The organism is uncultured Campylobacter sp. (assembly GCF_937890585.1).
In the GTDB taxonomy this organism is placed as follows: domain Bacteria; phylum Campylobacterota; class Campylobacteria; order Campylobacterales; family Campylobacteraceae; genus Campylobacter_A.
Genome location: NZ_CALACG010000062.1, coordinates 1 through 7336 on the forward strand (window position 1 = coordinate 1; position 7336 = coordinate 7336).

Annotated in this window: 9 protein-coding genes and 1 pseudogene; 7 read left to right on the forward strand and 3 right to left on the reverse strand. The window is 40.2% G+C overall.

Features of this window, described 5'->3' with window-relative positions; all coding sequences use genetic code 11:
- From Q0296_RS01595 to Q0296_RS01615, 5 genes and pseudogenes are all read left to right on the forward strand, one after another.
- A pseudogene (locus tag Q0296_RS01595) lies at positions 1-237 on the forward strand (alpha/beta hydrolase); the annotation flags it as partial.
- A 33-nt stretch (positions 238-270) separates the two neighbouring features.
- Positions 271-516 carry an RNA-binding S4 domain-containing protein gene (locus Q0296_RS01600; RefSeq protein WP_002940508.1) on the forward strand — a complete coding sequence of 82 codons (246 nt, stop codon included), beginning with the start codon at positions 271-273 and terminating at the stop codon, positions 514-516.
- Positions 516-914, forward strand: coding sequence for a tRNA (adenosine(37)-N6)-threonylcarbamoyltransferase complex ATPase subunit type 1 TsaE (gene tsaE / locus Q0296_RS01605; RefSeq protein WP_021084620.1), 399 nt, complete (start codon positions 516-518; stop codon positions 912-914). Before Q0296_RS01600 ends, tsaE begins: the two co-directional genes overlap by 1 nt.
- A complete protein-coding gene (lptB, locus tag Q0296_RS01610; protein ID WP_002940487.1) occupies positions 907-1635 on the forward strand; it encodes an LPS export ABC transporter ATP-binding protein in 729 nt (242 codons plus the stop codon). Before tsaE ends, lptB begins: the two co-directional genes overlap by 8 nt.
- Positions 1636-1638: 3 nt before the next feature.
- The gene (locus tag Q0296_RS01615; RefSeq protein ID WP_298035886.1) at positions 1639-2889 is read left to right on the forward strand and encodes an RNA polymerase factor sigma-54; all 1251 of its coding nucleotides are present in this window, start codon (positions 1639-1641) and stop codon (positions 2887-2889) included.
- On the opposite strand, the gene Q0296_RS01620 is transcribed toward Q0296_RS01615, so the two are convergent.
- On the reverse strand, positions 2890-3648 hold the full coding sequence (locus Q0296_RS01620) for an RNA polymerase subunit sigma (protein ID WP_298035877.1): 759 nt from the start codon (positions 3646-3648) through the stop codon (positions 2890-2892).
- Between the two features lie 115 nt (positions 3649-3763).
- Here Q0296_RS01620 and Q0296_RS01625 point away from each other — a divergent pair, with 115 nt between their 5' ends.
- Complete coding sequence (locus Q0296_RS01625) at positions 3764-4498, forward strand: imidazole glycerol phosphate synthase (RefSeq protein ID WP_298035879.1); 735 nt, start codon at positions 3764-3766, stop codon at positions 4496-4498.
- On the opposite strand, the gene murG is transcribed toward Q0296_RS01625, so the two are convergent.
- Both murG and Q0296_RS01635 read right to left on the reverse strand, forming a co-directional pair.
- Positions 4490-5512: an undecaprenyldiphospho-muramoylpentapeptide beta-N-acetylglucosaminyltransferase gene (murG, locus tag Q0296_RS01630; protein WP_298035881.1), complete on the reverse strand. Its 1023-nt coding sequence runs from the start codon at positions 5510-5512 to the stop codon at positions 4490-4492. The genes Q0296_RS01625 and murG overlap by 9 nt on opposite strands.
- Positions 5509-6669, reverse strand: coding sequence for an FtsW/RodA/SpoVE family cell cycle protein (locus Q0296_RS01635; RefSeq protein ID WP_298035882.1), 1161 nt, complete (start codon positions 6667-6669; stop codon positions 5509-5511). The genes murG and Q0296_RS01635 overlap by 4 nt, the downstream gene beginning before the upstream one ends.
- A 91-nt stretch (positions 6670-6760) precedes the next feature.
- Between Q0296_RS01635 and murI the strand changes: the two genes are divergently transcribed.
- Positions 6761-7336, forward strand: a 576-nt coding sequence (gene murI, locus Q0296_RS01640; RefSeq protein ID WP_298035884.1) for a glutamate racemase, incomplete at its 3' end; no start/stop codon positions are given.

Sequence of the window (7336 nt, forward strand, 5' to 3'; positions counted from 1 at the left end):
GTGAGTGGGGATAAATTTAAAGAGAAAATAAAAGCCAAATTTGTCTTTCTTAGCGTTGGCGAGCTTGAAAAGAGAAAGGGCAAAACTGACAAAGCTGACATTTTAAAGGCGAGTGATCTGGCTAGGATTTTAAAGCAAAGTGGGGTAAATTCTCACTTTGAGCTTTTTAAAAATGAAACCCATGGCAGCGTCATACCTCTAAATTTAAAAGAGCTTTTAAAATATCTAAAGGATTAAAAATTTAAGGCTATTTTTGTTAAAATCCGCCGCATGAGAGTAGATAAATTTTTAAACGTAGTAAATATCACCAAAAGGCGTGCTGTTAGCGAAGATATGTGCAAAAGCGGAGTTGTGAGCATAAACGGCGTGCAGGCAAAAGCGGCAAAAGATGTAAAGATAGGCGACGTGATCACCATCAAATTTCTAGCTCGTGAGGCGAGATATGAGGTGCTAGCGATCCCAACTACAAAAAGCATACCAAAAAGCGCCCAGAGCGAATATGTAAAAGAGCTTTGATGGTTTTTGAGCTTTTAGAAAATGAGCTTAATGAGCTTGTGCAGGTGCTGCCAAAAAGTGGCGTGGTGCTACTAAGTGGCGATCTAGCAAGTGGCAAAACGACTCTTGTAAAGGCGATCATCAAGGCGCACGGCATAGAAGATAGCGTGACGTCGCCGACATTTTCTTTGATGCAAATTTACGGCAAAGATATCTACCACTACGACATTTATCAGATCGGATTTGACGGGATGGCAAAAAACGGCCTTTTTGAAAATTTATTTGAAGAGGGGCTTCATCTAGTAGAGTGGGGCGATGAAAATTTAGAAAAAGCTCTAAAGAAAAACGGCGAGAGCTATACGTTAGTAAAAATTTCTCCTAGCAAAAATGGCAGAAAATACGAGGTTATAAGTGCATAAACTAGAAGTAAAAGATCTAAAAAAGACGATAAAAAAAAGTGAGATCATAAAAGGCATATCTTTAGAGGTAAATAGTGGCGAAGTGGTGGGGCTTCTTGGGCCAAATGGTGCTGGAAAGACGACCACTTTTTATATGATCTGCGGGCTCATCTCGCCAACTAGTGGAGATGTTTTTTTAAACGATGAAAAGATCACAAATGTCCCGCTTCATAAAAGAGCGCACCTTGGTATTGGCTATTTGCCGCAAGAGTCAAGCATATTTAAAGAGCTAAGCGTCGAAGAAAATTTACTCCTTGGCGCTGAAATACTAAATCAAAGCAAAGAAGATATCTCTAAAAGAGTAAATGAGATGCTAAATATGCTAAACATCGAGCCTATCCGTCTAAGAAAGGGCGTTAGTCTAAGTGGCGGCGAGCGCAGACGCTGTGAGATCGCTAGAAGTCTCATCATAAAGCCAAAATTTTTACTGCTTGATGAGCCATTTGCAGGCGTCGATCCTATCGCAGTTAGCGACATACAGAGCATTGTTAGAGACCTTAAAAAGCTAGGCATCGGCGTTTTGATAACTGACCACAACGTCCGTGAGACGCTAGCCATTTGCGACAGAGCCTACGTCATCAAAGATGGCTCACTACTAGCAAGCGGCAGTGCGAGCGAAGTGGCAAACAATAAGCTCGTTAGAACGCACTATCTTGGCGAAGAATTTAAGCTACTTGAGTAGATGATGCTAAGGCAAAAGCAAACTTTAGCGCCAAAGATCAAACTAAACCAAACGCTGCGAAGCTGGCTTCCTATCCTTCAAAGCGGGCTTGATGAGCTAAAAGAGACGCTTGAGCCTTTTATAAAAGAGAACCCATTTGCCACGATCGAACATAAAAATTTAGAAAAAAGCGAAAAAAAACGAAATTTTTTCGAGCAGGTCAGTAAAAATTCAGTAAGTGAGAGCATCGAGGCTTTAAGCATATATAAAGAAAGCCTTTATGAAAAGCTCGTTAGCCAGATAAATCCACCACTTTTCCCCACGCAAAAGTCCCAAGATATCGCATATAAGATCATTGAGTGTTTAGATGATGAGGGGTATTTTTCTTATGATGATGAAATTTTTGCGGGCTTTTGCAAGAGCGAAGTGGAGCGAGTAAGGGCTAGATTTGCCTACCTTGAGCCATGTGGTGTGGGTGCAAAGGATGTGAAAGAGAGCTTTTTATTTCAGCTAAGCGAGGCAGAGGCAAGTGAAGAGATCATAGAGTGCGCAAGAAAGATCATCTTAAATTTTGAAAATATAGAAAAACTTAGAAAGCTTAAATTCTATGACGACGCGCTAAAGATTATAAAGAAATTTAAAAATCCCCCAGCCATTGAGTATCTTGAAGATGAAAAAGAGGCGGTGCCTGACATCTTCGTGCTAAGCACAAGTAGTGGCATAAGTGTGCAGATAAATGACGAGTATTATCCTGAAATTTTGGTCGATACTGAGGGGCTAGACGAGAAAGAGGCCTTTGTCAGCTCACGCATAAAAGAGGCAAGCGAGCTCATAGACGCCCTTGAGATGAGAAAGGCGACACTTTATAAGATAGGGCTCATGATAGTTGAGTATCAGTATGATTACTTTTTGGGTGGCGACATAAAGCCTATGAAGCTAAAAGACCTAGCAGACGAGCTAGGGCGCAACCCTTCAACCATCTCAAGAGCGATCGCAAACAAATACTTAAGCTCTCCAAGAGGTACGGTCGCACTTAAAAATTTCTTTGCAACTGGCTTTGACGAGGAGACTTCAAACGCTGCGATAAAGGAATTTTTGCTAGAGCTTATCAAAAATGAAGATCACAAAAAGCCACTTTCTGATCTAAAAATCCAAGAGCTAATCCAAGCTAAATTTAATATCCAAATCGTTCGCCGAACCATCACCAAATACCGCAAAATTCTAAACATCGGCAGCTCAAGCCAGCGAAAAAAGATCTATCAGATAAACGGCTAGCTACCACTCATTTATGGCAAAAAGTGTGGCTTTATGCATCTGCGTAAAAAGCTCACTGCTAAGCTCATCGTACTCTTTGTCACGCTTTTTACGCTTCGCCCAGCCTGCTGCGTCGTCATTCCATGAGCCCATACCACCAAAGACATCAGCTGCACTTGCCGCATTAAAAAGAGCCAAATTTAGCTTTGGCATAAGTGGAGCGTTTAGGATATTTTGCTCTATCTTTTCTGGCTCGTTTAGCGCTTTTAGCCCTTCCCTAAAGCAATCGCCAAAATTCTCACACTCTATCTCATCTGCAAATTTAGAGATCCTAGTTAGGATATCTTTAAACTCCAAAGTGTTATCGCTAAATTTTTGAATTTCTGGCATGCCATTTAGACTAAATTCTTTATAGACTATATCCCAGCCCTTTTTGTCTTCTTCAAAGCTCCAGTGAGGCACGAGATAGCTCATTTTATTTTTATAAATGCAAAGAATAGACTTGTAGCTTACGTTTGAAAAGCCTTGCAGCGAGCGCTCCTCTGATGTGACGCTCAAATTTGTGGCATATCTCACGTCGCTTAGCCCAAGCTTTAAGGCGTGCTTAAACCACTCATTTATGCTAGCTTGCTCTCTTTTTTCTGGCTCATCACCTAAGATAAAGTCAAAAACTAGGCTTTTTATATATTTTTCGCTTTTGTAGTTTAGCTCTAAATTTGACTTTAATGCTTGCTTTATAGAGGCTACGATAATGCAAGAGTTAAAAACTTCACCATTCATTTTTGCTCCTTTTTTGAGATATTTTATTAAAAGAAGTATAAATATCTTTTTAATAATTGCAAGCGAAAACTTCAGCTTTTTATAGTAAAATAGCCAAAAATTTCAAAGAGGCAAAATGGATTTTAATGAGATTGAAAAGCTGATAAATACGCTTAAGAAAAACTTGGAAGTTATCGAAAACAACGGCGTTGTAGAGCCTGAGACAAAGATCGATGCGCTTACTTTTAATAAAAATGTCGAAGAGATCAAAAAAAGACTTTACAGCACAACAGACGAGGGCAGTTTTTTTAAAAATGTCTTTAATACTGAAGATTACTACGAAAACATTAGCTCATACCTAGACCAAACAAACAAAAGCCTATACTACAAGATAGAAAAGGCTGGAGTGAGCCTAAAGACTAATCAAAACCTACAAGAGAGCCTGACAAACATCTCAAATATCATGCAAATTTTAGTCGCTGAATATCAGATACAAAATAAAAAAAAGAAAAAGAGTATCTTCTCAAGAAGTGGTGACACGGCAATGATAAGAGGGCTACTTGCCGAGCTAATGGAACTACAAAATAGGATGAATAAAATTTTACATCTCGACTCTCAAATCGTCTCAAACGTAGTTTTGGAAAATTTTAAAACTATCTACACATTTTTTTATAACTGCATAAGGGTTGCCAAACAAAGGGGAGATGAGCTACTTTTGGTTGAGATCGCAGGCATAACTGATAGGATCATCGAGATGATAAAGCCGGTACTTTCAGGCAAGAGCCTAAAGACAAACGAGCTTATCTACCACTACCTCATTTACGAGCTACGAGAGCTAAAAGCCTACGCCATAGGCGAAGATCTAGCTTAAAATTTTATCCATTATCTCTTTTGCCCCATTTGGCAAAAGGATCTCTTTTAGGGCTTTGCTGCTTTTGCTTAGATCAAAGCTCTCGATCATTTTTATGACTTCGTCTTTGTCTAAATTTTCGCCATTTTGCAGGCAAATTTCAGCTATGCCTTTATCTTTTAGAAATTTAGCGTTATAAAACTGGTGATTGCCAGCAGCATAAGGAAATGGCACAAAGATAGAAGGCAGGGCATTTGCGCAAAGCTCCCAAAGCGAGCTAGCTCCAGCTCTTGATATGGCAAGATCAGCCTCGCTCATCTTCTTTTCTATCTCTTTGCTAAAGTCAAAAATTTCTAAATTTGCCTCGCTAAATCCAAGCTCATCATATCTCTTTTTCAGTTCATCAAGGGCGTTTTTGCCGCATTGATGAATGATTTTTATACTTTTTTCTTTAAGATATGGGGCTAAATTTATAGCTAGCTCATTTATCGCTTTTGCCCCTTGTGAGCCACCTAAAAATAGTATAGTTTTTAGCTGATCTCTTGTTCTTTGATTTTCAAAAAATTTATTTGCCACTGGGTAAGGGCAGGGCGAGAGCTCATCATAAGAGCTAAAAAAGCCTTTTGCATATGGCTTTAAAATTTTATTTAGCTTGCCAGTTATGGCATTTTGCTCGTGGATGAAAAGTGGCGTTTTTGAGATGATGGCTGCTATGGCTGCTGGGGCTGCTGAGTAGCCTCCCACGCTGATGACTGCTTTTACGCCATTTTCTTTAAAAATTTGCCTGCATTTTAAAGCTAGGCTTATGATATTGGTTAGTGATTTTAGCTTTGCTAAGCCTCTTTTATTTACGACGCCACTGCTTGGTAAAAAGAATTTCTTTGCAAATTTATCATCATTTTCAAACCAAAATTTATCCTGACCGCTAGTTGAACCGATGAAAATAGGCTTTATACCTCGCTCATTTAGCTCTTCACAAAAGCTTCTAGCGATCGCCAAATGCCCTCCAGTGCCACCACCACAAATAACTATCATAGTTTCGCCTTTTTACTAACCATCAAGACCATGCCGATGCCGATGCATATAGCAAGCACGGAGCTACCGCCATAGCTCAAAAATGGCACAGCGATACCTTTTATCGGCGTGATCGATGTGATGCCGTAGCTATTCATCAAAAATGAAAACGACAAGATAAGCCCGATACCAAGTGAGAATAGGTGATAGACCTTGTTTTCGCTCCTAGCCGAAATTCTAAATATCCTATAAAGTAGCGTGATAAAGATCGCTGTGATGCACAAAATGCCAAAAACACCGACCTCTTCAGCTATGCCAGCTAGCACAAAGTCCGTATGCACCTCGCTTAAAAAGCCAAGCTTAAATATCCCAGCTCCAAGCCCCTCGCCAAAAAACTCGCCGTGTTTAATTGCATTTAGTGAGTGAGAAATTTGATATGGCTCTGGTGCGTCTGCCACTCTAAGCACATTTGCCACGCTATCTGGCAAGAAAGAGAGAACCATGTTTTGTATCGTGCCCCACCATGACTTTATACGCAAAATTCTGTGCTCTGAGCTAACTATCGCCACCGTCATAACAAAGGCAGCGCCAACAATGCCTATGCCAAAGAGCCTAACGCTAGCCCCTGCAAAAAGAGCCATCGTCACAAAAGTAAGCGCCAAAACTACAACCTGGCCAAGGTCGTTTTGCATAACGGCGATAAGAAAGATAGCGATACCAAAAAGAATAATATAAGGCAAAAGTATCTTTAGCTCAGCCATCAAAGTCCTCTTGCCGTCGCTAAATTTTCTAGTAAAGCTCCATGCTAAAAAATAGACAAAACCGACTTTGAAAAACTCAACTGGTGCAAGTGAAAAGCCAGGCAGTCTGATCCAGCGTCTAGCACCTCCAGAGTCAGTCACCATCGAAGCTGGCAAGGCGTGCATGAGCCCCATAGCGATACCACACGAGATAAGAAGCCCAAAGCCTATCCAAACGAGCGCTTTGTCGGGATTGAGCCTTGAGAGCCACCACATGAGAAAAATTCCTATACAGCCGACTGCAAACTGGCGGATGAAAAAGTGAAATTCGTCGTAGTTAAAAAATAAAACTGTAAAAACTGGCAAAGATAGTGAGAAAATGATACTTATGGCGATCAAAGTCGCGCAAAGATAGAAAATAACCTTATCAACTGCCAAATTTAGCTCCAACTTTAAAATGAGCCAAAGTATAATAAAAAACGGCTTACAAAGATATTATTTGCTATAATTGCAGGCTTTAAGGATGGGCATGAAGATAGGTATATTTGACTCGGGGCTTGGCGGACTTAGCGTCTTAAACGAAGCTTTAAGCAAGCTTAGCGAGCATGAATTTTTATATTACGCAGACGTGAAAAATGTCCCATACGGACAAAAGAGCAGGGATGAAATTTTAAAATTTAGCTTTGATGCGGTGAAATTTCTTATAGAAAATGGCGCAGAAGCTGTCGTAGTAGCGTGCAACACAGCTACAAGCGTGGCGATAAAAGAGCTTAGAGCAAATTTAAACGTGCCAATCATCGGTATGGAGCCAGCTGTAAAAAAGGCTCACGATCTAAGCCATGATAACGCCCTAAAAACGCTTGTCATCGCCACTCCAGTCACCGTAAATGGCGCAAAACTAAAAGAGCTAATCACAAATTTAAATGCAAAAGATAAAACCGAGCTGCTAGCTCTGCCTCGCCTTGTAAATTTCGCTGAAAAGGCTGAGTTTGAGAGCGAAAACGTGAAGTCATATCTAAAAGAAGAGCTAGGCAAATTTGATCTAAGTAAATTTGACTTTTTGGTGCTTGGCTGCACGCATTTTAACTATTTTAAAGATAGCTTA